The sequence below is a fragment of the Mucilaginibacter galii genome (assembly GCF_014635825.1).
Taxonomy (GTDB): domain Bacteria; phylum Bacteroidota; class Bacteroidia; order Sphingobacteriales; family Sphingobacteriaceae; genus Mucilaginibacter; species Mucilaginibacter galii.
This window is the reverse complement of the sequence record NZ_BMDO01000003.1, coordinates 308129-334437: the sequence shown is the minus strand read 5'-3', so window position 1 is coordinate 334437 and position 26309 is coordinate 308129. Positions and strand designations below refer to the sequence as shown.

The 26309-nt window shown below is 45.4% G+C and carries 14 protein-coding genes; 3 read left to right on the top strand and 11 right to left on the bottom strand.

The window, feature by feature from the left end; all coding sequences use genetic code 11:
• Nucleotides 1–10: 10 nt before the first annotated feature.
• From IEV61_RS08290 to IEV61_RS08240, 11 genes are all read right to left on the bottom strand, one after another.
• The gene (locus IEV61_RS08290; protein ID WP_188415566.1) at nucleotides 11–916 is read right to left on the bottom strand and encodes a ribose-phosphate diphosphokinase; all 906 of its coding nucleotides are present in this window, start codon (nucleotides 914–916) and stop codon (nucleotides 11–13) included.
• A gap of 7 nt (nucleotides 917–923) precedes the next feature.
• On the bottom strand, nucleotides 924–2336 hold the full coding sequence (locus tag IEV61_RS08285) for a nicotinate phosphoribosyltransferase (protein WP_188415564.1): 1413 nt from the start codon (nucleotides 2334–2336) through the stop codon (nucleotides 924–926).
• Between the two features lie 4 nt (nucleotides 2337–2340).
• Nucleotides 2341–3237, bottom strand: a complete 897-nt coding sequence (locus tag IEV61_RS08280) for an NUDIX domain-containing protein (protein WP_188415562.1) — start codon at nucleotides 3235–3237, stop codon at nucleotides 2341–2343.
• Nucleotides 3238–3324: 87 nt separating this feature from the next.
• A complete protein-coding gene (locus IEV61_RS08275) occupies nucleotides 3325–4011 on the bottom strand; it encodes an NUDIX hydrolase (protein WP_188415561.1) in 687 nt (228 codons plus the stop codon).
• Between the two features lie 265 nt (nucleotides 4012–4276).
• A complete protein-coding gene (locus IEV61_RS08270) occupies nucleotides 4277–5473 on the bottom strand; it encodes a glycoside hydrolase family 88 protein (protein WP_188415560.1) in 1197 nt (398 codons plus the stop codon).
• A 2-nt stretch (nucleotides 5474–5475) separates the two neighbouring features.
• Nucleotides 5476–6654, bottom strand: a complete 1179-nt coding sequence (locus IEV61_RS08265) for an alginate lyase family protein (protein WP_188415559.1) — start codon at nucleotides 6652–6654, stop codon at nucleotides 5476–5478.
• A gap of 11 nt (nucleotides 6655–6665) precedes the next feature.
• Nucleotides 6666–7754, bottom strand: coding sequence for an alginate lyase family protein (locus tag IEV61_RS08260; RefSeq protein WP_188415558.1), 1089 nt, complete (start codon nucleotides 7752–7754; stop codon nucleotides 6666–6668).
• A gap of 25 nt (nucleotides 7755–7779) precedes the next feature.
• Nucleotides 7780–10020, bottom strand: coding sequence for a glycoside hydrolase family 3 N-terminal domain-containing protein (locus IEV61_RS08255; RefSeq protein ID WP_188415557.1), 2241 nt, complete (start codon nucleotides 10018–10020; stop codon nucleotides 7780–7782).
• A 30-nt stretch (nucleotides 10021–10050) separates the two neighbouring features.
• Nucleotides 10051–10914 carry a hypothetical protein gene (locus IEV61_RS08250; RefSeq protein WP_188415556.1) on the bottom strand — a complete coding sequence of 288 codons (864 nt, stop codon included), beginning with the start codon at nucleotides 10912–10914 and terminating at the stop codon, nucleotides 10051–10053.
• Nucleotides 10915–10928: 14 nt separating this feature from the next.
• Nucleotides 10929–12566: a RagB/SusD family nutrient uptake outer membrane protein gene (locus IEV61_RS08245; protein ID WP_188415554.1), complete on the bottom strand. Its 1638-nt coding sequence runs from the start codon at nucleotides 12564–12566 to the stop codon at nucleotides 10929–10931.
• 11 nt (nucleotides 12567–12577) lie between these two features.
• Nucleotides 12578–15808, bottom strand: coding sequence for a SusC/RagA family TonB-linked outer membrane protein (locus IEV61_RS08240; protein ID WP_188415552.1), 3231 nt, complete (start codon nucleotides 15806–15808; stop codon nucleotides 12578–12580).
• A 697-nt stretch (nucleotides 15809–16505) separates the two neighbouring features.
• Here IEV61_RS08240 and IEV61_RS08235 point away from each other — a divergent pair.
• The 3 genes from IEV61_RS08235 to IEV61_RS08225 all read left to right on the top strand — a co-directional run bounded on the left by IEV61_RS08235 (nucleotide 16506) and on the right by IEV61_RS08225 (nucleotide 26302).
• Entirely contained in the window at nucleotides 16506–22109 is a 5604-nt protein-coding gene (locus tag IEV61_RS08235; protein ID WP_188415550.1) for an alpha-2-macroglobulin family protein, read from the top strand.
• A 408-nt stretch (nucleotides 22110–22517) separates the two neighbouring features.
• Entirely contained in the window at nucleotides 22518–25532 is a 3015-nt protein-coding gene (locus IEV61_RS08230) for a glycosyltransferase family 117 protein (protein WP_188415548.1), read from the top strand.
• Nucleotides 25533–25753: 221 nt separating this feature from the next.
• Nucleotides 25754–26302 carry a hypothetical protein gene (locus IEV61_RS08225; protein WP_188415546.1) on the top strand — a complete coding sequence of 183 codons (549 nt, stop codon included), beginning with the start codon at nucleotides 25754–25756 and terminating at the stop codon, nucleotides 26300–26302.
• The last annotated feature ends 7 nt before the right edge of the window (nucleotides 26303–26309 follow it).

Sequence of the window (26309 nt, the reverse complement as noted above, 5' to 3'; positions counted from 1 at the left end):
GATTTTTACTTCAAATAGCTTCACAAATTAGCTTAGCTAAACTTTTTACTACCACAAAGTCATCATCAATAAATTGCGTATTTACATGCGAATCGGTGCAGATCAGTTTTTTTATTAACCGGGAGTCTTTCAGCTTTTTGATGCCGTCGTTTACAAACAGCCCATGGGTAGTAATCACGTAAATATCACCCGCACCTGCTTCCTTATAAGTTTTAGCTGCATTGATGATGCTCCCACCCGAACGGATCATATCATCGTAGATGATTACGGTTTTACCCGCAACGTCGGCGTTGATGGCGCTTACCTCGGTATGGTCGCCTTTTAAACGGCGCTTAAGGATGAAGGCGGCATTAACGCCCAAATCGTTAGCTAAGGATTCTACCCACTTGGCGCGGCCTGCATCGGTACTGGCCATTACAAAGTTATCTCCACCGTATTGCCTGGCCGCTTCTATCACAATATTCTTGCAGTACACATGCACCGGGTACAGGTCATGCTCAAAATAATACTGAATACCCTCGGAGTGCAAATCGAAAAGCAGCACTTTGTTGCCACGGTTAGATTTAGGAATGGAGGATAAAAGACGCGCCCTTGTTTTTGCGGTCACAATTTCGCCGCTTAACACCGCGCGCTCCATAGTAGAGTAACCAAAGTAAGGAATAACCAGCGTTAACGAGTTAGCACCGTAACTCACCAGCGAAGATGCCAGATCGTACAGTTCAAGGGTGGCTTCATCGGTTACTGTCCCTCCTATTAATATCACATCCCGGTTCTCAATGCCCGAGATGATACGCTGATAACGCTCGCCATCGGTAAAATGGCTAACCTCTAATTCGCCTTTTTCAAAGTCGGCACATGCGATTAATTTTTGTGCCAGGTATTCGTAGTCTTTTATGGCAAACAGTATTCTTTTCATAGGATTGTTAATTGGCATTTTTTCTTACTTGCTCAAATGCAATAGCGTTTACAAGCATACCGTTTTCAAAAACGGCATGTAACTCGTCGGGCAAGTTTGGATAATCGTGCTCGTTCACGGTTTTAAATATGCCATTTATTTTCACGAGTTTTAAACGTCCGCCTTTACTCTTTTTAAAGCTTGGGGTAATGTTGCCATGCTCGTCCATTTCGGTCGGATTTTTCTCTACGGCAACCTCCTGTCCATTTATGATTGCGCTGCTACATTTTAGGGCAAACTTTTGGGTGTCACGATCAACTTTTTGCAACAAAGCGCCACCCATACCTAATACCAGGTTTTCAGCGCTGATACCGTTCAACTTTAAGGCTTCGTAAATATTGATGATAGCCTCGTAGTTTACACCATCGCCCTGTATCACCCTTACCTGCGGTGGCAGTACTTTATAGCCCTTAGCATTGGTAGTAAAACCAAACTTGTTAAATAGTATTTCAAAGATGGCCAGCAGCGTCATGATCGGGTCGCCGCTATCGGGGCGTATTACCAGCGTGCCTTCCCGGTTTAGTATCTCATCATGAAGTTCGGTGCCCCAATATTCTTCGCAGGCTTTAAAAATATTATAACTATCAGATACGCAGGCAATGGTTCCGGTTGGAAAGCTTTTGAGAACATGCCTAAAAATTTCGAGCTCACCTTCACGGCCCAGCAGCGTGCAGATACTGTGCTCCGTTGCCGGTATGCTCAAGCCATAAGCCTTTTGCGCATCATAATAATTAATGGCCATTTGGCTGCCAGCTAAATTATCGCTCCCGCTAAAATTGATCAGGTGAGCGGCACCACCAATTTTGGCACTTTCTACACTTCCCACGCCACGAAAACCAAAATCATTCAGCACAAAATCGATACCTGCTTCGGCACCTTCTGTAGCGGTTTCGTTAAAAAACCGTGTAATTACTTTGTGTATTTGATTACTAAGCGTTGCAACGGTGCAAGGGTACCAAACCTGCATTAAAAGGGTTTCTAAAAAGTTGGTGAGCCAGTAGCATTCCGGGTCAGTATTTTCAATAGTCATTAATACATTACTGGTTGGCACAGCAGTGCCCTCGGCAACCGCCTTTATTTTAATTGGCAAATGGCCATTATATGTATCTAAGATGTATTGGAACTTAGTTTTATCGAACACATCATCACGGCCAAACACCTGTTTTAAAAATCCCTCGGCTTCATCTAAATCCTGTTGTGTAAACGCCGGACCTTGCAGGTATTCTTTCAAAAAATATTGCAGCCCAAAAAATATGGTTTCGTTAAACATACCGCCGCGACTTTCCAGGTAACTATAAATTTGTGTAGTGCCCGGATAGTACAATTTATGGTGAGCGTATTTATAAGCGTCGGCCAGTAAAATAAAATTTTCGCGTTTCATGGTATTAGTTTTTAAGGTATTTGGTAATGATCATTTTGAACATCTCTATATGTTCATCGCTGATGGTGGCGTTTTCAATCATCTGTGGCAGGTCGGCTAGCGGGAACCAGGCCAGGTCAATGATATCATCTTGTGCGGCCGGCATACCACTAATGTAATCACAACTAAAAAGCAGCGTTATGATCTTATCTGCTTCATTGCGATAGCGCCAGTCATTTATTTTACACGATGTTTCATAAATCATTTTGCCAATTTCTATCTCACCACATTCTTCTATCAATTCGCGTTTTGCGGCATCTTCGTAACAGGCATCTTCAGGGTCGGCAAAACCACCTATAAAGCGCCACTTGTTATTGGTTGCCTTTTTTCCAAGTAGTATTTCAGTTTTGCCGTTCCGGAAACAAGCTATATCAACCGTAGGATAAACCTTGGTGTATTGATTATAGTAAGCGTACAAAATGCCTGCCCTGAAATCATTAGAGTCAAATACCTTATCGGCGTATTGCTTGCGCAGGTCGGTTGCATTATAATCGCCATGCTCGGGTAGTTCAACAGTTTCAAACCTGCCTGAGTAATAAGGAATAAAGCTGTCTCGGCTACCATACAGGCAAAAGTGCTCATTCGGAAATACGCTTTTCAACAGGCTATCGATACTCTCCGACCATGTTCTATCACTCGGGTGATCGCTTACCGGCAATACAATTACCTCCGGATAATCCCGTTTGATCATCTTCTCCCGGGTATAATAATCATATGGATTTTTACGGCTACCCATTATCGGGCTTACGCCTAATAAGATAATTAGTTTAGCGTGATTTTCTTTAACCTGGCTAACCAGCTGTTTGTGTCCCTCGTGAAGATAAGGAGTTTGGAAGCGGGCTATAATGACGGCTGTTTTCATATTTATATTTGCGTTAAATATACGCAAATATAAATATGTGTTTTAAATACACAAATTATATTTTAACTATTTTTGATAATGAATGATTTATATCTCGAAGTTGACACCATCTTTTTGTAGTTGGAAATACTTTTGCTCATTAAATTGAAAAAGATTTCCCGGGCGGCCGGCGCCGTCTAAGGCTTGCTTTTCACTTGTTTCCTCCAGAAAACCGAATTTAACTACTTTCTTTCTAAAGTTTCGGCGATCAATAGGCCGATCAAGCACAGCCATATAGAGTTTTTCTAACTCTGAAAAAGGGAATTTCTCTTCCAGCAATTCGAAACCTACGGGCTGATAAAGCATTTTGTTTTTTAAGCGCTCATGTGCCGCGCTTAATATCTCTTTGTGATCAAATGCCAATTGCGGCAATTTTTTAATATTGAACCAAGCTACATCTGCCGCATCGGTATCGGCCTGTAGCTCAAAGGCATCGGGTTTAACTAAGCCGTAATAGGTAATAGATATTACCCGGTTACGCGGATCGCGGCCGGGCTTTCCGAAACTATACAGTTGCTCTAAATAATTAATATTGACGCCTGTCTCCTCTTTCAACTCGCGCTGAACGGCCTCTTCTAAAGACTCGTTATTTACAACCAAGCCACCGGGCAGCGCCCAGCTATCCTTAAAAGGCTTGAGCTTACGCTTAATCAATAATACAGACAACCCCTCTTTGGAAGTATATCCAAAAACCACAGCATCAACAGCTACCTTGATATTTTGAATGGCCGGCATATTGCAAAGTTATCAATCTGCTCAACGCAGGCAAGTAGAAGTTGAGTACATATTGTACACAGGTTATATGCGTAACCCAGCGTTACTTAAATTTAGGAAATGTGATACAGCTTATCCGTAAATCGACCAGTTTGTTTCAAAGTCATTTAGTAGAGCAATGTTATACTAAAATTTCGTTTGTTACATTGCTTCACTAATAAACTTCATATTTTACAAAAAAAGCCGGTTTGTTATCAAACCAGCTTTTCCGTTTTTCAAGTTCCATTTACATAGCTACAACGGGCTGCCCTTTGGCCAACCTGCTTTGCCTTAATAAGGCTTCGAGGTAATAGTAGTCAGCATAGCTAATCGGCACATCAATTTCGCTGTTGGCGGGCTTGTGGCCTGTGCTATGCAGCAAAATAAAGCCCTTGCTTTCACCGGGTTGTGGCTGGTAATGCTTGGTTAAGCTGCTTAAAATTTGGTCGGCTGTTTTGCGATACTGTTTGCCGTTGGTGCTGTAAGTACTTAACTCGTACAATGCCGAAGCCATTAAGGCTGCTGCCGATGCATCGCGCGGCGCGTTAGGAATATCGGGCGCGTTAAAATCCCAGTAAGGCACTTTGTCTTTGGGTAAGTTGGGGTTACTGAAAATAAATTTGGCAATAGCCTCTGCCTGTTCTAAATAAACAGGATTTTTAGTTTCGCGGTAGCACATGGTGTAACCATATAAGCCCCAACCCTGCCCTCTTGCCCAGGCAGATTCATCGGCGTAGCCCTGGTGTGTTTGCTTATGTAATACGGCGCCTGTTTCAGGATCATAATCTATAACGTGATATGAGCTATAATCAGCCCTGAAATGGTTTTTTAAAGTGGTATTAGCATGACTCACCGCAATTTTGTAAAATGTTGAATCTCCAGATAATTTAGATGCCTCGAATAGTAATTCGAGATTCATCATATTATCAATAATCACGGGGTACTTCCATTCCTTACGGTTATCCCAAGATTTAATAACACCGGTTTTTGGGCTGAAACGGTTCGACAGCGTTTTAGCAGCGGTAATAATGACCTCCTTGTATTTAGGATCTTTCGTTAAGCGGTAGCCGTTACCAAACGAACAATAGATCTTAAAACCTAAATCGTGGGTGCCTTTATCATATTGCTCCTGCTCAATGTACGCCGTGTATTCTTTGGCTGCGGTTAACCATTTGTTATTGTGCGTGTATTCGTACAAATACCACAACTCCCCGGGAAAAAAGCCGCTCACCCAGTCTTTAGATGGAATGAGCACCAAATTACCTTTAGTATCCAGCGTACGCGGTACCACAGAGTTTGGTTTGATTGCGGTAGCCTTAGCCTCGGGGATAGCTTTGAGCATTACATCGGTTTGCTTCTCGGCAAAGGGAATGGCTTTTTTGGCCTCTTGCGCAAAGGCACCTGTGCTTAACAGGCATAGCGCTATGGGAATAAATTTGTTCATCGTTAATTATTAAGCCAGATAAGTGGGTGACGCACCGGCAGGTTTCTTATAATTTCTTCGTTAGTGGGTTCGTGCTCCATAGCTTTCCAGGTGTTGAGCCATTCGGAGTTTTGATAAGCAGCTGCACCAAATACCAAGGCTGGCTGAGCTACCGGCCAGCTATCCCAGTGCATTACATCGGGCTGAAGAGGCCATTTGTTTTTATCTTTCAAATAGGGGTACAAATACGCAATCCCCTTTTTAATGGAACGACCGTCAGGCGTTTCGTAAATCCAAAGGTTATCATTTTTGGTGCTTAACAACTGGCAAATAGTAGCCATGGCGTCCAGGTTAAAAATAGAATACCCGTAGGGCTTGGTACGTTTCAATTCTAACGGAAAGCTACCATCGGCAGCCATTTGTGTGCGCAATAAAACTTCTTTGTAGCGGTTGCGGCAAAAGTTAGCTACTTCATTGTTCCCCGTGAATAACGCAAAACAGGCCGCCTGCATTACCCAACAAGTGCCGTGGTTGTTTTTGGCATTCATTTCATCTTTACCATACTGGTGTGTGGTGAGCCATCCAAGGTATTGGTTGAACCAGTTTTTAATATCCATTAAATCTGCATCGCCAATTACACCCGAAGCTTGCATAGCCTCAACCCCCTTTACCACTTCCATCAATTGAATGGTATCTATAATACCTATGCCCCTGCCTGTAGCTACGCCCTTAATAGCCTGGGCATATTGCAGATTAGGGTTTATGAGCGTTTCGGGATTGACAAACCAGGTTTTCAAGTGAATCAAGGCCTGCCGAACATACCGTTTTTCATGCGTAAGCCGATAGGCAGATGCCAGCGCACCCACAATACGGCTCAGCCTGATCATGGCCAGCCTATGGGCGGTAAAGTTCTGTGGATTGGTTAGTCCATCTTTCTGAATATACGGACCGGCCAGGTTCTTTTCATCAGGCCACCAGTAGTCGCCCTCCGAATAGAAATCGTGCTTACCACCTGCACTGCGCGGGCAGCGTTCGGCAGTAACCGTGATGGGCTTTTGTTTTAATGCCCAAGCCGCCTCTTTTAAAATAGATTGGCGCAGGGTGGCAGCCACCTGTTGTTTAAAATCATTGTTGCCCAAAGAGCGCAAGCTTAAGGCTAAACAGCCTACGAGTAACAATCCTAAAATTCCGGTTCTTTTCATCAACCTCGGGTTTAAAATTTGGCTTTTCTTACCTGGTTAAGTACCAGTTGCCAATCATAATAATTGTTACCGTTTACCTGTTGAATGATCTTCATCATCCCGGGATCGAAGTATGCCGCCAGCGACAATACCACAATGCCATTTTTAGGGTTGAACGGATGACCGGCTACATAACCTTTTTCACCATTGGCGGCTCGGTCGCGGTCGAATTTTACCCGGCTGTTGGCAAACTCGCCATGTGTTTTTTCGCCGGTAACAAAGGGCACTAAAAACTGCACCGACTTTTGTACCGATGATTTAACAGGCGATTCGAAGCTGTAATAGTTTTTGCCGGTCGCCCGGTTCACCACGATCATGGATTTCAGCAACGGTTCCAGCGTGTAAATATGGTAATGCAAGGCATCACGTTCTGCAAAATCATAACTCGAACCATCAGCATAAAGGTTTTGCCCTAATTGCTGCTCTATCAACTGGTTTACCTGGTCATAATATTTTTTAGCCTGAATGGTATATACTATCTGCGTAATTACCTTAATACGGTGCGAGTTCCAGTTGTTTTTTGAGGTTGATTTATTGGGTGCTGCCGATGCACTGTTGATCTCGGCCAGGGCAATAGTTTCCAGCCAGTTGTCGATTTCTGTTTTTTGCGCAGGGCTCACTTCACTCCTGATGAGGTCGTATCCGGTAAAAAAGTCTTCCAGTTTGGTCTCATCAATAGGGTCGCCGCTGGCTTTGTTCATTTTAGCCCAGGCGGTAAGAAATTCCTGTGCTTTGTTCAAATAAGCCTTATCGCCATACAAACGGTAGTTTAAGGCCAATGCATAAATCTTAGGGGCATCTTCTACTGCTTTTAAACTGGCGGTTTTGGCAGGGTTTCCCTCTAATAAGCCTTGGGAAGTTACCTTTTCTATAGGATTTGGAGCTTGTGTTAAAGCCTTTTCGGCTTGTGCTGTAATAGGTTCAAATTGCTTTTTCACCTTTGCATCGGTTTGAATAGCCGTCTTTAAAGTCTTGATCTCAGCTGCCGAAAGGCTAACGTATTGCGCCTTTGCACTTACGGTCAGCAAAAACAAGCCTAAAACAATATATATTCTTCTCATTTTAAATTGGTTTAATGGGTGTACGTCAATTCTCAAGCTCAAATCTATCTTCAAGCACAATATGATCTGAAGCATTGCCGATCATCAGTTTAAACTCGCCGGCTTCGGTTCCCCATTTCATCTGCTGATCATAAAAAGACAACATCTCCTTACCGATCACAAATTTGACGGTTTTGCTTTCACCTGGTTTAAGATAAACTTTTTCAAAGCCCTTTAACTCTTTTACAGGGCGGGTTACGCTGGCAAATACATCCTGTAAGTATAGCTGTACTACCTCTTCGCCCGCAAAGCGGCCGGTGTTTTTGAGGTTGCAGGTCACGGTTAAAGAATCGTTTTGCTTGAATTTATGGCTATCGAGCTTTAAATCGGTTAAGGCAAATGTAGTATAACTCAAACCATAGCCAAATGCATAACGCGGACTATTCTGCATATCCAAATAACCCGAGCGGTAAGTGCTGGCCATATCTGTTGGCGATGGCCGACCGGTACTTTTATAATTGTAATAAACGGGTATCTGGCCTTCAGAACGTGGGAAAGACATAGGCAGCTTGCCTCCAGGGTTATAATCGCCAAACAATACATCGGCCATGGCATTACCCGCCTCGCTGCCCAGCCACCAGGTATGTAAAATGGCGTCGACATGGTCAGCGGTCCAATTAAATATCAACGGCCTGCCCGACATGGTGAGCACCACCATGGGCTTGCCTGTTTTTTGTACCACCTTAATTAAGTTTTCCTGCGCTCCGGGCAAATGGATGTTGGCTTTACTTTTTGCCTCGCCGCTCATGTCGTAAGCTTCACCAACGGCCATAATTACTACATCGGCTTTGCGGGCTATGGCCACTGCTTCGGCAAAGTTGCATTTAGCGGTATCGGCCAAATCGCAGCCTTCGGCGTAAAGCAGTTGGGTATTCTTACCCAATTTGTTCTGCAAGCCTTCATATAAGGATACCAGATGGTCATTATCCCATTTAACCGACCAAAAGCCCATCATATCTTTATTAGATTTCGCCAGCGGACCAATTACCGCTATTGTCTTGAGCTTTTTAGATAAGGGTAATAATTGCTTATCGTTCTTCAACAGCACAATACTGCGTTTGGCTACATCGCGTGCTTTCGCGCGGTTCTCGGCCGAGTTCAGTACTTTAAGTTCACGCTCTTCGTTACAAAAACGGTAAGGGTCATCAAACAAACCTAACTCAAACTTTTTGCGAAGTATACGTTTTACAGCATCGTCAATCAACGCTAAATCCACTTTCTTATCATTTACCAGCTTGACAAGATTGGCTATGTAGGCATGGCCTTCCATATCCATGTCGCTACCTGCCTTAATTGCTAATTCAGCGGCCTGGGTATTGTCTTTCGCAAAGCCGTGTGCCACCATCTCGCGGATGGAACCCCAGTCGCTCACCACAAATCCTTTAAACCCCCATTTGTCTTTTAAAATGTCGCGCTGCAGGTAGCTGTTGCCCGTGGCGGGGATGCCATTCAGATCATTAAACGAATTCATGAAAGTAGCAGCACCAGCATCTAAAGCGGCTTTGAAGGGCGGCAGGTAGGTTTCCCACAGCATGCGTTCGCTCATATCAACACTGTTATAATCGCGCCCGCCAATGGCAGCGCCGTAAGCGGCAAAGTGCTTTACGCAGGCCATAACCGCATCTAAATTACCCAAACCATTACCTTGAAAGCCTTTTACCCGTGCCTTGGCAATAAGCGAACCCAAATAGGTATCTTCTCCTGCCCCTTCCATTACACGGCCCCAACGCGGGTCGCGCGAGACGTCTACCATGGGTGCGAACGTCCAGTGCTGGCCCGATGCGGCAGCTTCCGTGGCCGCTACCCGTGCCGATGTTTCTATAGCCTTTAAATCCCAGCTGGCGGCCTCGGCCAGTGGTACCGGGAAGGTTACGCGGTAGCCATGTATCACATCCAACCCGAACAACAAAGGAATTTTTAGGCGCGATTGCATGGCGATTTCCTGCACCATACGGGTGTCTTTAACACCACGCACGTTAAGCATAGAGCCTACTTTACCAGCTTTAATATCTTGATATTTAGTGGTATTGGCAGTGACCGGGCCCGTTGCCAGGCGATCGCCGGTGTATTGGTTAAGCTGGCCCACCTTTTCTTCGAGGGTCATTTTGGCTAACAATTGCGCTACCTTTTCGTCAATACCGACGGTAGTGTTTCGCGGTATTTGCTGGGCATGCAAGCCACAGCTTATACCCAGCAGGCAAATTGTAAAGAGAAACTTTTTTTGCATAGAAGGTGTAGGAGTGAATGTCTTGTTAAATTAGTACCTGCTTGGAAACGCCGTAACGGCAACCACATGTATTTGACCATTGGTGGCTAAAAGGCCGCCGGTTGCCACGTTTGCATTATCGTTAAATACCATGGGCGAAAAATCGGCGTTGGTTACTTTCAGGTTGAATTTACTTTCAGGATCAAAACCTTTTCCTGTATTGTTTACATAGTCGTAAGCAATGGTACGGTTACCGCTAATGTTATAGTTTGGTGTTGGCGATGATACAAAAAAGCCTAACTTAGATTCTTTGCCAGCCACGGTACCCACAGGCAATATGGAGGTAAGGCTTTGATTTGCATTATTTAAAGTGCTAAAACCTAAATCGCCCTGGCCTATTAATGACAAAAAGTAATTTTTGACCGTTTGAGGCGAATATTCATTCCACGACGTTGCCGGGTGGGTTATGGGCGTTATACCATCGGCTGCATACTTTTGGCTGCCATCGGGGTTCTTGTCCAGTATTTGAAACTCGAACCAAAAACCTGCTGTAGGTATGTTGCTGGTTGTGCGCACTACGGTTTGGCCGTTTACAGTTGATGAAGTAGTAGGGAGCACTCTTACAGCGTTGTTGCTCAGGAATATAAACGTGCGTCCTGCCTTTTCATACTCTGCAGGATCAAGGCCGGCATACTCCAAACCTAACTGCATGTATTTAAAGACGGTATCATTAGCCACAACCGGCGTTTTACCCCTATCACGTAAATATTGTAACGCCGATTTGTTAATGTGAGCATCGGTTGGCTGTCCGGGTTTATATTTAAAATCTTTTTGAAATTCAAGGCCGCCAATTTTACATGAACCTAAAAGGGATGCACAAAAAAGACTTGCTAAGATTATATTTAACTTTTTCATCTTCATATCTATTTTTATTGACCTCCGTAAGGTGCGTTTTGTACTAATAAGTTATTTGAATAAAGCACAGTGGTGCTTAATGGCCAGTAGTAACGGCGTTTATCGGTTCCCCAGCCTACCTGGGCATTACCAGCCTGTAGCTGGCGGGCTTTCAATATTGGGTCCATCACTTCTATCACACGATCGGTACGTACCAGGTCAAACCAGCGCACACCTTCACCAATTAACTCAAACTGGCGTTCCTGTAAAATAGCCATTTCTAAAGTTGACTGATCAGGAAACTGCGTTTCGAGCACTATTGGCACACCGGCTCGTGCTTTAATCAAGTTCAGATATTTTACTGCGTTGGTTTTATCACCGGTTTTGTTTAGTGCTTCGGCGTATAACAAATACATCGCACTTAAACGGTACATGGTTACAAACACGTTAGTTTGATCGGTTGCTACCAAATTGCTGGTGTAAACGTTGGTTACAAAATTATACCCGGCAGTAGCGGTTGGTGCGGTGTAGGTACCTGCATACAATTTCCAAAAACCACGGTCGCGAATGGGCTGATTAGTGGCTGAAGTAATATTGTAGGTTTGCTTGACGCGCAGATCGGTAGTAGCTACGGTAGCACCGTAAGTAGCGGTCGATACTTTAGGCCAGTTGGTCCACAATGGATCGGCCATACGGATAAGCGGCTCGTTAGTGGTACGCGATACGCCCGACATACAGGCGCAACCATTAGCCAACACATCCCAATGGATAGTAAATATGGTTTCAACGCTGGTAGCAGGTGATAAAAATTGTGTGTTCCAGGTGGTACCGGGCTGCAGATCGGCAGCTACACCACCTGAGCCGGTAGCCGTTACGCCTGCCGAATTGTAAACCTTTCCGGTTGGCCCCTTGGCAGCAAATAAGCGCTTAAACCAAATAATGGCATTGGGATAATCTTTTTCCCACATGTATACATCGGCCATGATCGAAGCAATTGCACCTTCGCCTAAGTAAAAAATAACCGGGTTGGCGTTCTTTGCAGTCAAATCATAAGCCTTTTGCAGATCTGTTTTGCATTGCTGCAGAACTTTAGCCTGCGGGTCGCGGGCTTGTGATGCCTGCTGCGCAATATCGGTATAAGGCTCGGTGCGAATAGGTGCATCTCCCCAAATACGTGCAATCCAAAAGTAACAAAGGGCGCGCATAGCATAAGCCTGTGCAGTGTAGCTCGACTCCAGTGCCGGCGTAAGCTCGCCTGCTGTGCCCGGTGGTACATAAGTTTTAATTTCGGGCAAACGCTTTATGATCAGGTTAGCACGGCCTATACAGCTATACAATATGGTCCAATCGGCAAAGCTGTTGTTGGCGGTTAATCCGTTAAAATCAATTTCGTTTTGATTATTGGTAGCATAAGCCAGGCGGCGTTCCCAGTTATCGGAGCGGGCTTCGCCCCACCAGGTCATGGTGTTTTGATGCTGGCCTGTCGGCGTGGTTTTGATCATGGCCGATTGAAACTCTCCGTACATACCAGCTATGGCGGCATCTGCATCCAACTTGCTTCTGAAAAACTCGTTCAGCTTACCTTCAGATAAAGGTTCTTCGTTCACCATCTTGTTGCAACTGCCAAACAAAATAAGTGCGCTTAAAACGGTTATATATAATACTTTTTTCATTGTTGTTCTTTTTAAAATCCAACGTTAATACCAAATCCCAATTCTCTTCTTTTCGGATACCGGCCCGTATCATCGCCCGGTGTAAGGCCCGATGATGGTGTAAACTCCGGATCGAAACCACTGTAATTAGTGTAGGTTAACAGGTTAACTCCGTATACATACAGCGATATATTCTTGGTGTGTATCCTGCTGGCAATCTTAGGGTCAAACCGGTAAGTGAACCTGGCGTTAGAAAGCCTTACAAAGCTACCATTCTCTAAAAAGTAGCTGTTACCGCCTATGCGCTGGCTACCGCGGGTATCTTTATCGGGGTAGTACGGGAAGGTGGCAATATCGCCCTGTTTGGTCCAGGCGCCGTATATAGCCTCTGGTAAAGATGGGCCACCATTATTAGCGAAATTGGTTAAGTTTTGCTTGAACTGGTTATACACCTGCCCGCCCAGCGTAGCATTGATAATGAACGACAGGGAGAAATTTTTGTAAGTAAAGTTGTTTACAAAACCCAGGTAAATGTCGGGCTGTGCATTGCCCAATATCTGGCGGTCGTTATCGTCAATAACACCATCATTGTTCACATCCTCCCACTCGGTATCGCCACCTAAAAGGGTTGCACCACCGCTTGTTCTTTTGCGTACAACTTGCCCGCCATAAGGCTGACCGTTTAACTGGTAACTGCTGGCTACTGTAGCACCGGCAGTACCACCACGGTTAGTGGTGGTTGCAGTGATGCCAATAGGCGTTAACTTTTGTCCGTCGGGCGTGTAGGCGTTAGAGGCATCATACTGGTAAACCCCTAAGTTTTTCCAGCCGTAAAAGCTACCTATGCGTGTGCCTTCCTGAATTAAGTAACGGGCGTTACCACCGCTTACACCACCGCTGCCCGTAGCAATAAAGTTTTCGCCGTTGTTAAGCTTAAGAATTTTACCACGCTCAATAGAAGCATTGGCATTAATTACCCAGGTAAAGTTCTTATTGCGGATGGCATTGCCTGTTAAAACAAACTCTAAACCTTTATTTTGTATGGTGCCTACGTTAACACGTTGTACAGTGTAACCGGTTTCTTTAGGTACTTGTCTATTATACAACAGGTCGTCTGTGGTTCTTACATAGGCATCAACCGTGGCTGTTAAACGGCCTTTTAAGAAGGTAAGATCCATACCCAAATCTTTGGTGGTAGTGGTTTCCCATTTAAGGCCCGAATTGTACAAGTTCGCTGTAGGCGATATACCGGGTATGCCATTATAGCTGTCGCCGCCAATTTCTAACAGGGCTAAAGATTCGAATGCACCAATAGGATCGTTACCGGCTTTACCGTAGCTAAAGCGGAATTTACCATCGTCTAAAACTTTTTTAGTAAAGCCCAAGAAATTCTCATCTGTAAACCTCCATCCTACTGAGGCAGCAGGGAAGCCGCCCGAACGGTTATCAACGCCAAAGCGTGAAGAAGCATCGTTACGGTAAACACCCTGTAAAATATACTTACCTTTATAGCTGTAGTTAAAGCGCCCAAAATAAGAGCCGGTAGAAATAGGCACCTGGCGTACACGTTGCTGTCTTAGGTTAGTAATGTTAGCACCGGTAATGGTATGGATATTCTCCAACACAAAGTTAGTACCCGATAATGTGGTGGTATCGGTACGGGCTCTATCGCGCGATACACCGAGGGTGGCCGATATGCTATGATCTTTTTTAAACGTTCTATTATAGTTTAAATAAGCCTGTGCCTCGTAATAAAAACGCTGAAACATGTTGTTACGGGCGGCGTTGCTTGTACCATCCTGTGCGTTTACAATACGCGGCGAAAAGAAAAAGCCCTGGCTGTTATCGAGTTGAGTATTCAGCGTGGTGGTTAGCTTCAGATCTTTAGTGATGTCGAAGTTTAAACTATTAACAAACTGCGTGCGGTACTCCTCACGGGTGTTTACCTCATACAAAGCGTTGGTGATTGGGTTACGCTTACCGTTAGTATAACTGGTTAGACTGCCATTAGGGTTGTACACCAGGTAATTAGATGGTCTGTCAAAAACCGGCCTTATCTGGTTGGCAAAATTGGAGTAATTACCCGTTTGGCGGTAAAAAGAGATATTGGTAGAGTATTTAACCCCTTTTAAAAACTGGTAATCAACGTTAATGCGCGATTGCACACGCTTAGCGTAAGTATTGATCAGCGTTCCCTGATCGTCGAGATAATTTAAGCTGGCGGCATAGGTCAGGTTTTTTTGCCCGCCTGCTAACGAGAACTTTACATCATGCCTTTGGCTCATGTTGCCCAGCACCAACTTTTGCAGATCGTTATCTGAGTTTTGACCCGGGTTTAACGAGTCGACCACAGTGCTACCATAGCCGGGTGTTAAACCTAATTGTAAACGACGATAATAACGTACATCTTCGGAGTTGGCCGATTGTATAAGGTGCGATATGCGGCCGGTGGTGAAGGTGTATTGCAGATCTATACGGGGCTTGCCTTCGGCGCCACGCTTGGTGGTAATTAAAATAACACCATTTGCCGCACGCGAACCGTAGATAGCCGCCGATGCTGCATCTTTCAATACTTCAACGCTTTGAATATCGTTAGGATTCAATAAAGAGGCGTTTTGGGTGATCACTCCATCAATAACGTATAGTGGATTAGTACCCTGCCCTTCTGAAGAAAAGGTAGACGGGCCTCGCACAGTAATACTACCTTCGGCGCCCGGTTCGCCGTTATCGTTAATAACCAAAACACCTGCTGCCTGCCCTTGTAAGGCATCAAACAAGGTTAAAGGCTGGCGCTCCTGTATTTGTTTATCGGTAACTGTTGAAATAGAACTGGTGATATCGCGCTTCCGCACTGTACCGCCATAACCGGTCGAAATGACTACTTCCTGTAATGATGTGCTCGATTCGGCTAACTTTACGTTGACTACCGCGCGGCCGTTTACAGGTTCTTCCATAGTGGTATAACCTACGTAAGTAAATACCAGTACCGCGTTGGCGGGGTTGGCTACGCTGATGCTGTATTTACCATCAACCGCGGTACCGCCACCACCACTTGTACCCTTTACTTTTACGGTAACACCTACCAACGGTTCGTTGCGGCTATCGGTTACCAAACCTGTTACTTTAACAGGGGTTTGTGCATAAATTTTTGTGGTGAGGGTTAACAATTGTGTCAGCACTAACACCCCTATCAGGTTTAGGCGCTTTGCCCAGGCTGGTTTTGTTATACCCAATAAAAATGCTTTTGTACATCTTTTATTCATATTCTCTTTGTCTTTAGGTCCGATAACTGTTGGTTTCAGTTCATCGGTTTTGGTTTGATTGTTTGTTGCGGAACGTTAATAATGCTTACCGCCTTAACCTGTATTGCTGGTTGAAGTATTCATATTGGTCATAATTTGGTTTTCAATTTATCTGGCAGATGATTATATCTGCACCCGTTTCAGGCTTTGCCTTGTTTTCAATAACAATTATAGTACAGATGCAGCTGAAATGAGCTTATCAGGCTTTAATCATCATAATTGGTGGTGTAAACATAAAGGCTTTTTCTGCAAGCCACAAGAGTAAAATTTACATAAAATACTGAAATACAATACTTTATAATTATTTTGATACGTTATAATAGCAACACGGCAATAGGTATTTACCTGTGTTTTAAGTACAACTTGGATATGTTATTTATTAGCTGATACGGTTTGCTAACAAGTGAAATTTTAAAAAAAAATTTTCACTTGTTGAATTTATAAGGTGATGAGATTGTAGAAAGTATTCCCATTTAGCAGGAATAAAAAGTGAAACGGGCAACTTCATTTTAGCGCATGAAATTTTAAATTATCTCTCTAAAAATTCATATTTCCTCAAAAAAATACATTGTCGAAAAAAGATGCAATATATCGGCCATAAGCTATTGTAATCCTTATAAATACTTTCTACATTTCGTGCACATTCTACCTGCACATCATGAGCCGTACATTCAACCTTACGCCCTATCAAAAAAGACTTATAGCTATTGGCCTTGCCTTAACCGCTATTGTAATTACCCTCATCCTGGTGATGAAGCATCGGAAAAAAGACAAGATAGACCCCGCCTTCAGCAAGTACATTGAGTCATATACCTCGGGGGTTGTCTCCCGGCAAAGCGCTATCCGTATTAAGCTTTCTAACCAGGTGCAAACCAGTCATGCTAAAAATGAGGCACTGCCTGACGGCGTTTTCGACTTTTCGCCATCGGTTAAGGGTAAGGCTTACTGGGTAGATGCGCAAACCATAGAGTTTAAGCCCGAAGCAGACTTACAGCCCAACAAAAGCTATGATGTTGACTTTGAATTAAGCAAGGTTACCAAAACAACCGAAAGCCTGGACGATTTCAAATTCGACTTTAAAACCATCAAGCCCGATTTTACGGTAGACCTTAACGGTCTGCAAACCGCCACCAATACCTCATTAACCCAAATGAAGTTTACCGGCGTAGTGCAAACCGCCGATGGTGAAGACCCCGCCAAAATTGAAAAGGTTATTAGCGTAACCTACCCATCGGCCACGGCCATTACCTGGAAACACAACCCGGCCGCACGTACACACGAGTTTACCATCAATAAAATACAACGTTCCCCTACTGCCGGCACACCGCTGCTGGTTAGGTATGATGGCGCACCGCTTGATATAGAAGGAAAGCAAAGTACCGAGTTTGAGGTACCCAAAGTGGGCGATTTTAAGGTACTGGCCATCCGCGCCGTGCAGGATCAGGATCAGTATGTATTAGTACAGCTCTCTAATCCGGTTATGGTAGGCCAGGAACTCACGGGATTAGTTGGCATCAGCAACATGAGCGAAACCGCTTACACCATAGACGGGAGTACACTGAAACTTTATGGAACCAAACGCCTGGAAGGCGACTATAATGCCTTTGCTAATGAAGGCATTGAAGATATTACCCACAAAAAAACAACGCAGGCCTTTACAGCTAACGTATTCTTCGAGAACCGTTTGCCCTCTGTAACCATACCGGGCAAGGGCGTTATCCTGCCCGATTCGGGACGGTTGCTTATGCCTTTTGAAGCCGTGAACTTAAAGGCGGTAGATGTAAGCATTATCAAAATTTACGAGAACAACATTCCCCAATACTTTCAAAACAATGGTTTTGATGGCAACTACCAGTTGCGCCAGGTAGGTAAACCTGTATTGCAAAAAACCATCAGGCTGGATAATGACAAAAGCATGAAGCTGAACAAAAAGAACCGCTTTATGCTGGACGTGGATCACCTCATGCGTACCGAGCCAGGGGCTATTTACCGGGTGGTGATAGGTTTCAGGCAAGAATATTCTTTATTCAATTGTAAAGCGGGCGCGGTAAGCGCTAAAGCTAATAATGAGGACGGGCCGGACGAGGATTACTATGAAGATAACAGCAATGGTGGTGAAGGTTTAGATGATGATGATGAGTTTTGGTCGAGATATGATAATTATTACCCCGACGGTTATAACTGGGACGAGCGCGATGATGCCTGTACCCAATCTTACTATAACAAAGACCGCTGGGCAACGCGTAATATCTTAGCCTCCAACATTGGCCTTATAGCCAAACGCGGCAGCGATAACAGCATGATGGTAGCCGTTACTAACATCATGGATGCCCAACCCATGAGTGGCGTTACGCTTGAACTGCTGGATTACCAGCGCCAGGTACTCACCACCACCAAAAGCGATGGCGACGGTTTGGCAAAATTTGACCTTAAACACAAACCTTACCTACTGGTAGCCAAACACGGCGATGAGCGAGGATACTTAAAGCTGGATGATGCCAGTTCGTTACCACTCACCCGTTTCAACGTAGGTGGCGAAGAGGTACAAAAAGGACTGAAAGGTTTCATCTATGGCGAGCGTGGCGTATGGCGTCCCGGCGACTCCATCTTTGTATCATTCATCCTGGAAGATAAACTTAAAACCTTACCTGCCGACCACCCTGTAGAGTTTGAGTTCTACAATCCGCAGGGGCAATTATACAGCCGCTTAACCCGCACCAGCGCGGTTGATGGGTTCTACAGTTTCCACACCGCTACTACCACCAGCGCCGCTACCGGCAACTGGACCGCCAAAGTAAAGGTGGGTGGTGCCGTGTTTGAAAAGAACATTAAGGTAGAAACTATTATGCCTAACCGGTTAAAGCTTAACCTGTCTTTCGGTAACCTTACCGAACTGGTTAAGGGCAGCAGCACCAACGGCACGCTGAATGCACGCTGGCTGTTTGGCGGTATTGCGCAAAATCTGAAGGCTAAGGTTGATGCCTTTGTATCGGCACAAACAACTACGTTTAAACATTTAGAGGGCTATAATTTTGATGATCCTACCCTGGCGTTTAATACGCAAACACAAACCGTTTTCGACGGCAGGCTGGATGCCCAGGGCAATGCAGCCATCAACGCCGATATTAATGTAGAAAAGCAGGCGCCGGGCCAACTAAGGGCCAATTTTCTGGTAAAAGTGTTTGAACCGGGAGGCAACTTCAGCATACAGCAAACCTCCATGCCTTACAACGTGTACAACGGCTATGTGGGTATTAAAACACCCGAAGGCAGCGCCATGACCGGTATGCTGGAAACCGATAAAGATAACGTGATAGATATTGTAGACGTTACGCCAAAAGGCTTACTTATGGCCGGCAGCCGTAATGTTGAAGTAGAAGTTTACAAAATACAATGGCGGTGGTGGTGGGACGAAAGCGGCAACGAACTAAGCAACTTTACCCAGGACCAGTATAACAAGCTCATTAACACCCAAACCGTAGGCCTTGTAAACGGCCGTGGTAAGTGGACGCTCAGGGTGGCTAAAAACGATTGGGGCCGTTACCTGGTGCGGGTTAAAGACCTGCAAACCGGGCACTCTACCGGTAAAGTGGTTTATGTAGATTGGCCAAACTGGTCGGAACGCTTGCAGCAGGGCAACGCTACTGAGGCGGCCATGCTGTCGTTCACGTCAGATAAAAAGGATTACAAGGTAGGCGAAGAAGCTACCTTAACTATCCCTACAGGTGCAGGTGGCCGTGCGCTTATTAGTATTGAAAACGGCAGCCATGTTATTAAAACAGCCTGGATAAATACCGAGAAGGGACAAACCCGCTACCGCTTTAAAATAGAACCGGGCATGGCACCCAACGTGTTTGCAACGGTAACGCTATTGCAACGCCACTCGCAAACGCTGAACGACCTGCCCATACGTATGTACGGTGCTATAGGCTTAGGTGTAGAAGACCCGGAAACCATTTTGAAGCCGGTGATCACGATGGCCGATAAGATCAAGCCCGAAACGCAATCGTCTATCACCGTGTCCGAAACCTCGGGTAAGGAAATGACCTATACCATAGCTTTGGTAGATGAAGGTTTGCTGGATCTCACCAACTTTAAAACCCCTAACCCCCATACCGCCTTTTACGCCCGCGAAGGTTTAGGCGTAAAAACCTGGGATTTGTTTGACTATGTAATTGGCGCATTCGGCGGCGGATTAGAACGCATCCTGAGCATTGGTGGCGATGGCAGCGGTGTGGGCAACGGCAAAAACGTATCGGTTAACCGCTTTAAGCCCGTGGTTAAGTTTATGGGCCCCTACCATTTAGGTAAAGGCGAAAAGCAAACCAAACAGTTTAAGCTTCCGCAATACATTGGCTCGGTTAGGGCCATGGTAATAGCCGGCCACGATGGCAGCTATGGCTTTGCCGAAAAACCGGTAGCCGTTAAACAACCTTTAATGATACTGGCTACCCTGCCGCGCGTACTGGGTCCGTCAGAAACGGTACGGCTACCGGTTACGGTGTTTGCCATGGAAAACAACATTAAAACGGTAAGCATAAAAGTACAGTCGAATGCGTTTAGCAACCCCGGCAGCAGTTATCAAAAAACGGTAACGTTTACCAAGCCGGGAGATCAGCTGGTATCGTTCGACCTTAATGTGAAAAACTTTATAGGTGTAGGCAAGGTAAAGATCATTGCACAAAGCGGTAGCGAAACCACAGCCTTTGACGTGGTGCTGAACGTGCGCAACCCTAACCCGCCTATTACCAGCGTTATTCAAAAAGAGTTGAAACCTGGCGAGGTTTGGAACACAGGCTACGCGGCCATTGGCATGGGTGGTACCAATAAAGCTACCTTAGAGGTATCATCCATCCCGGCGCTCAACCTTTCTAAACGGTTAAGCTACCTGGTGCAGTACCCGCATGGCTGCGTAGAGCAAACTACGTCATCGGCATTTCCGCAATTGTTCTTAGGTCAGTTAATAGACCTGAACGCCCGCCAAAAAGCCGAAGCGGAGGTTAATATTAAGGCGGCCATTAGCAGGCTTAACGGCTTTAGGGTACAGGGTGGCGGTTTAAGCTACTGGCCAGATGGCGGACAGCCCGACGAGTGGGGCACCAACTATGCCGGCCACTTTATGCTGGCTGCCCAGGCCAAAGGTTACACCCTGCCTGTGGGCTTCATAGAGGGCTGGAAACAGTACCAAAAGCGGACTGCTCAAAACTGGGCGCCCGATGTACGTGAGTTCTATTATTCGGGCTTAACGCAAGCCTACAGGCTATACCTGCTGGCTTTGGCCAATGCGCCCGAATTAGGTGCCATGAACCGCTTAAAGGAGATGAAATATTTAAGCCCGGAAGCCAAATGGCGTTTAGCCGCGGCTTACAAACTGGCCGGCCAGCCCGAAGTAGCTATGCGCCTGATAGCCGGTTTGCCAACCACGGTTAAACCTTACACGCAAATGGGTTACACCTATGGTTCCGACCTGCGCGATGAGGCTATGATACTGGAAACCCTGACCTTATTAGGCCAACGCCAGAAAGCCAGCCGTATGGTATATTCGGTTGCCGCTAAATTATCGCAAGATAGCTGGTACAGCACACAAACTACCGCCTACTCTTTGCTGGCCATAGCACAGTATTGCGGTCAGAATAAGAGCGGTAACACACTGAAGTTTGATGTGCAGGCAGGAACGGTAAAGAACAGCGTGAACTCCGCGTCGTATTTATGGCAGTTGCCTATTGCCGCCAATGGTGGCAAGGCGGTTGTTAAAAACAACGGCAAAGGTTTGCTCTACATCCGCCTCATACAGCAGGGACAACCGGCACTGGGTCAAATATTACCATCGAACATTAACCCCGATGTGCTGCAAATGCAGGTGAAGTACTATACGCTAAGCGGTAAGCCTATTGACCCAACCAGCTTAAAACAAGGGACCGATTTTGTGGCGCAGGTAATCTTGAAAAACCCTGGACAACGTGGCGATTATGCTAACATGGCGCTCACGCAGATCTTCCCTTCGGGATGGGAAATTTTGAATACCCGGATGATGAATAACGATGAAGTATTTAAATCGTCACCGTCAGACTACCGCGACATTCGCGACGACCGGGTAAATACTTATTTCAGCCTGCCTGCCGATAAGGAAGTAACCTATTATGTGATGCTTAATGCCTCTTACACCGGCCGTTACTTTTTACCGGCCACGTATTGTGAGGCCATGTACGATGCTACGGTTAACGCCTTGCAAAAAGGGCAATGGGTTGAGGTGGTGAAATAAAAGCCTTTTGTCTCGAACGATAGTGAGAGATCCTGTTCGAGATGCAAAGTGTAAAACTATCATTTTGAACAGGATTTCTCGTTAGTACTCGAAATGACAGGTTGATTGATATGTTGCTATTAATAACCGTTATTGCAAGCGACCTGTATTTTCCAACATGTCATTGCGAGCGATAGCGTGGCAATCTCCGGCGCTGGGTGACTAAGCGTAAAGAGATTGCCACGTCGCTATCGCTCCTCGCAATGACATGGTAGTTTAAAGAACTCAACAAAGCCGGCTCCCGCAAAGAGCCGGCTTTGTTTTTAATGCCCTAATGTTAAAGAATGTTAAGGTTCATGGGCTTTTGACCCATAAGTGTGAACTTGCTCGTAATTAGCACTATGGTTACACTTTTACTCCTTAACTCTCATGCTTTACAACAAGCTTAACAACCTCCTGGGCTGGCTTTGCTTTGCCATTGCCGCAACTACCTACATCCTCACACTCGAACCCTCGGTAAGCTTTTGGGACTGCGGCGAATTTATTTCCTGCGCGTTCCGCTTGCAAATTTCGCATCAGCCGGGCTACCCGCTGTTTGCCATGATAGGTAAGGCTTTTTCCCTCCTATCCCTGGGCGATAACACCAAGGTGGCCTACTTTACCAACATGGCATCGGCACTGGCCAGCGCAGCTACGGTGATGTTCTTATTTTGGACTATTACAGCACTGGCTAAGAAAATGCTGGTGAAACGTGGCGAGGCGGTCGATTCATCCACCCAAACCCTTATTATGGGTGCCGGGCTGGTAGGTGCCCTGGCTTTTGCCTATACCGATACCTTTTGGTTTTCGGCCGTAGAAACTATTGTATTTGCGCAGGCCGCTTTATGTGTATCGGTCGTATTTTGGGCCATTTTGAAATGGGAAGCCCGTGCCGATGAGCCAGGTGCCGACCGCTACCTCATTTTGATCGCCTATGTAATGGGACTATCCATAGGTATACACTTGTTAAACCTGTTAACTATTCCTGCACTAACGCTGGTTTATTACTTCCGCCGCAGTAACCGTATTAGTACCAAAGGTACTGTGGTTGCCGTTTTTACGGGCGTCGCCTTACTGGCATTTGTGCAGTTTGGCATTATTCAGTATACCGTTAAAATAGCGGCCTACTTCGACTTGTTTTTTGTGAATACTTTAAAATTTGGTTTTGGCAGCGGCTCGTTCGCTTTCTTGCTTTTACTGGTGAGCGCGCTTATTGGCGGCATTGTCTATAGCGTGCGTAAAAATAAACCTCCGCTAAACCTGATCTTAATTGGCTTAAGTTTTATGTACTTGGGTTACGGCTCCTTTGCCATGATCCCAATCAGGGCGCATGCAGGCACAAACTTAAATAACAGCCACCCCGATAACGCTTTTAAACTGCAAAGCTACCTTAACCGTGAGCAGTACATTGCCCCGCCCCTGGTTTACGGGCCTTATTTCGATTCGCACGCTATAGAGCAAAAAGAAGGCGCTACGATTTATCGTAAAGGCAAAACACAATATGAGGTGGTAGGCAAAAAGCAAAGTCTGGTATATGACCGTAACACTATACTGCCGCGTATCTTTAGCAGCGATGGGCAAGACCCGCAGTTTTACAAGCAATGGCTCCAACTGGGCGAAGGTCAATCGCCAAACTTTGGCGACAACCTGAAATTCATGTTCAGCTGGCAAATTTACCAGATGTATGCACGCTATTTTTTGTGGAACTTCGTAGGCCGCTACAACGACCAGGATGGCCAAACCAGCACCGTTGAGCTCAACGGCAATTGGACATCGGGCTGGTTCGATGGTGGCAAACACCTGCCTAAATTCATTACTGAAAGTAATACCTATACCCCGCTTTACGCGATGCCGCTCATGATTGGCTTGTTTGGCATGTTTTACCACTTTAAACGCAGTAAAAAAGATGCTATGGTGATAGCATTGCTCTACTTCTTTACCGGTATAGCCATTGTACTTTACGTAAACCAGCCAAGCGTACAACCCCGCGAGCGCGATTACAGCTACGTGGCATCGTTTTACACCTTTGCCATTTGGATTGGTTTGGGCGTAATTGGCCTGGCTAAGTTTATGCAGCAGCGGGTTAACGGGCGGTATGCTGCGCTTGCCGCCACTTCGCTTTGCCTCGTGGCAGCCCCCGTGTTAATGGCCGTGCAGGAATGGGGAGCGCACAACCGGTCGACCAAAATGACACCGCATGACATGGCGAGCAATTACCTTAATTCCTGTGCACCTAACGCCATCTTATTCACCTATGGCGATAATGATACTTACTCACTATGGTACGCCCAGGAGGTGGAAAACATACGCCCCGATGTACGCTTGGTGAATCTGAGCCTTTTTGGTACTGACTGGTATATACGCCACATGAAAAAGCCCATGAACCAATCGGCACCGTTGCCCATTACCATGGACGATGACCAGTATAAGGATGGTGTACGCGATTATTTAACGTTCCAGGATGCAAAGATCCCCGACTCGGTAGAACTGAAAGAGATCTTCGAGTTTATGACCTCCGACGACCGCGGCACCAAGCTGGAATATGAAAGCGGCGCAACCGCTAATTATTTGCCTACCAAGAATTTTAAATTAACGGTTGATCCTGCGCAGGTCATTAAAACGGGCACCCTCCCTGCCAGCCGCAGTAACCAAATAGCCAAAACCATGGAATGGAAATATCCATCGGGCTTTGTAACCAAAGAAAATTTAGCCATGATAGATATACTGGTACATAATAACTGGAAACGCCCGGTTTATTTCACCAACTCCGTGCCTAATGAAAGTTCGATAGGCTTAAGTTCTTACCTGTACAACGAAGGCTTTGCTTACCGACTTTTGCCGCTGAAATCTGATACCGCTGCTGCCCCTCAAGCCGAAAAGACCAATACCATGGTAATGTACCATAACATGATGGATAAATTTAAATGGGGCAACATGAAGAAGGCCACTTACCTCGACCAGCAGTCTACCGCGCTGTTCTACCCTTTTATTGCCACTACCTTTATGAACCTAAGTCAGAATTTGGCAGCCGAGGGGCACCCCGATATGGCGCTAAAGGCCCTGCACCGTTACGACCAGGTAATGCCCGACATTTACCCTTATGTAGACGTAGCCGTTCGTAAGTTTTACCTTGCCGATACCGCCCTGCACTTGCAGGATTTTAAACTGGCTAATAAGATGATGACCAGCATTGATACCTACGTTAAAGAGCAGTTAGACTTCAATTACCATCGCCTGCAAACCGATGCCGACACGGTAAACATCCGCGATGTTCAGTTAAGCTTATCACTGCTTGATGAAATGAGCAAGCTTGGTAGCCAGAACCAGCAATTAGCGGTTAATAATAGGGTTAAGCAGCATTTAGCAGAGTATCAACAAAAGTTTTCGACGCTCATGAGGCAATAGAAAGTTGAATTTAGATTATGGAAAGGTTGCATGTTGTCATGCAGCCTTTTTTTGGATATAAGTGCATCCATAAAACAGGCATGTGGCATTGCACTTTCATTAAAGTAAATTATTACTTAATTAGCAGATAATATGTTATATAAAGATGGTAAAATAATAGAGAGCCGCCTTGTTGTAACCTCCTAATTTAGAACTCATAAACCAATATTAAACTAAGTTTTATGAGTACTAAAAAACTAATGATGCCACTGGCATTACTAATGGGCATGCTTATGTCTTTAACATCCTTTGGTGCAACCAACAGGCATTTGCCAACCACCACAGGTGTACCGTTCACGTTAAAATATCTTCGTAATCATAACCGACCGGTACAGGCGGGCAAACAGTTTGTAGCTGGCCGCGTAACCATGAATATGGGCAGAACACAAGCAGGCTTGTTTACCGATTGGAACATCACGGTAAGTAACGACAATTATTCGCACACCTGGCGCACATCTGATAGCAGCCAGGGATCTGTTGACAATTACCAGTCTAATTATTATGAATTCCGCAGTTTCTCCACCGATGCCATTCCTCCGGGCATTTATACCGTTACTGTACAAGCTAACAACTGGGGTGCCTACCGGGATGACATCGTTATTGGCGGCGATAATAACACTGGAAGCTCGGTTTGGGATTTTAACGCTTATGATAACCCTTACACCGTATACAATATTGAAGTAACTGCCGATGGCGACGGTATATATATTGGTACCACCACCAACTATTAATAACTGT

Coding starts and splice junctions, on each gene's coding strand:
- IEV61_RS08230 (WP_188415548.1), top strand. CDS start 22,518: ATGCTTTACAACAAGCTTAACAACCTCCTGGGCTGGCTTTGCTTTGCC.
- IEV61_RS08285 (WP_188415564.1), bottom strand. CDS start 2,336: ATGAAACGCGAAAATTTTATTTTACTGGCCGACGCTTATAAATACGCT.
- IEV61_RS08240 (WP_188415552.1), bottom strand. CDS start 15,808: ATGAATAAAAGATGTACAAAAGCATTTTTATTGGGTATAACAAAACCA.
- IEV61_RS08280 (WP_188415562.1), bottom strand. CDS start 3,237: ATGAAAACAGCCGTCATTATAGCCCGCTTCCAAACTCCTTATCTTCAC.
- IEV61_RS08225 (WP_188415546.1), top strand. CDS start 25,754: ATGAGTACTAAAAAACTAATGATGCCACTGGCATTACTAATGGGCATG.
- IEV61_RS08265 (WP_188415559.1), bottom strand. CDS start 6,654: ATGAAAAGAACCGGAATTTTAGGATTGTTACTCGTAGGCTGTTTAGCC.
- IEV61_RS08270 (WP_188415560.1), bottom strand. CDS start 5,473: ATGAACAAATTTATTCCCATAGCGCTATGCCTGTTAAGCACAGGTGCC.
- IEV61_RS08250 (WP_188415556.1), bottom strand. CDS start 10,914: ATGAAAAAGTTAAATATAATCTTAGCAAGTCTTTTTTGTGCATCCCTT.
- IEV61_RS08245 (WP_188415554.1), bottom strand. CDS start 12,566: ATGAAAAAAGTATTATATATAACCGTTTTAAGCGCACTTATTTTGTTT.
- IEV61_RS08275 (WP_188415561.1), bottom strand. CDS start 4,011: ATGCCGGCCATTCAAAATATCAAGGTAGCTGTTGATGCTGTGGTTTTT.
- IEV61_RS08255 (WP_188415557.1), bottom strand. CDS start 10,020: ATGCAAAAAAAGTTTCTCTTTACAATTTGCCTGCTGGGTATAAGCTGT.
- IEV61_RS08290 (WP_188415566.1), bottom strand. CDS start 916: ATGAAAAGAATACTGTTTGCCATAAAAGACTACGAATACCTGGCACAA.
- IEV61_RS08260 (WP_188415558.1), bottom strand. CDS start 7,754: ATGAGAAGAATATATATTGTTTTAGGCTTGTTTTTGCTGACCGTAAGT.
- IEV61_RS08235 (WP_188415550.1), top strand. CDS start 16,506: ATGAGCCGTACATTCAACCTTACGCCCTATCAAAAAAGACTTATAGCT.